This window comes from Halobaculum sp. EA56 (assembly GCF_051195075.1).
Classification (GTDB): domain Archaea; phylum Halobacteriota; class Halobacteria; order Halobacteriales; family Haloferacaceae; genus Halobaculum.
On the sequence record NZ_JBNTJX010000093.1, the window covers coordinates 1 to 1,182 of the forward strand.

At 75.0% G+C, this 1,182-nt stretch carries 1 protein-coding gene; it reads left to right on the top strand.

The features are described 5' to 3' along the window. Positions 1-46 precede the first annotated feature (46 nt). Positions 47-958 (top strand): GAF domain-containing protein, encoded by a 912-nt coding sequence (locus ACQUQ1_RS22290; RefSeq protein ID WP_435066369.1) that lies wholly within the window; start codon positions 47-49, stop codon positions 956-958. Positions 959-1,182 lie beyond the last annotated feature (224 nt).

Genomic DNA, 1,182 nt, shown 5'->3' on the forward strand with positions numbered 1-1,182 from the left:
GTCTCGGCCACCAACGTCTTATCGCGGGCTTTCGCTCGTACGGGCGATGGACGAGCACCGCCTGCTCCACGTCGACGCCGACCGCGACCGACGGGAGGCGGTCGGCGCCGGCGTCGCAGCGGAGCGGCGGTTCGTCACGGACCCGGAGCCGTGCGGCGGGACGGCGGTCGACACGCTCGGGCACGAGTCGTACGACGCGGTGCTGGTGGGTCATCCGCTCCCGGACGGAACCGTCGAGTTCGTCGGGCGGGTGCGCGGCGGGTACCCCGACCTACCGATCGTCGCGTACGGCGACGACGCGGCCGGGGCGGGGGTCGTCCGCGCGCTGTTCCGCGCGGGCGTCACCGCCCACGTCCCGCTGACCGACGGGGAAGTCGGGACGCTCGTCGACCGACTGGACGACGCGATCGAAACGTATCACGACCGCCAGCGCACGCGCCGTGGCGCGGCCGCGTTCCGTCGGCTGGGCGAGGCCGTCGCCGGCGCGCCGACGGACGTCGACGGCGCCGTCGAGGGCGTGCTCCGGTCGGTCAGGGCGACCTACGAGGTCGACTTCGCGGGGCTGGCGCGCGTCGCCGACGGGGAGTTCCGCGTCGTCGCCGCCGACGCGAGCCGGGCGCTCCGGGACGAGTTTGCCGGACCGATCCCCCTCGAGGAGACGTACTGCGAGACGACGGTGAACGAGGGACGGACCGTCACCTCCGACCCGGGCGGGGGCGTCGACGGCGACGGCCGCCCCGCGGTCGCCCGACGGCTCGGGCTGTCGTGTTACCTCGGCACCCCCGTGACCGTCGACGGCCGGACGTACGGCACGCTGTGCGTCGTCGACCGGACGCGACGCCGGGGGTTCGCCGCCTGGGAGCGCCAGGGGATCGAACTCGCGGCCCGCTGGGTCGCCCGCGAACTCGAACACGACCGGGAGAAGTCGTCGCTCGCGCGCGGCGACGCCGACGAATAGCGGGGCCGGAGCCGGGTTCTGTCCGCCCCCACGACCGACCGGCCGCCGAGCCCGGGGTCACACCAGGAACACGAGGGCGGCGACGAGCGCGACGAGGAACCCGGCCGACAGCACCAGCAGCAGCGCGACGAAGGCGCCGAGCACCGGCTTCTCGACGGCGGCGTCGCGGAGCCGTTCGGCGACCGAGCGACCGTCGGCGCTCACGACCGGATCACGTCCATGTC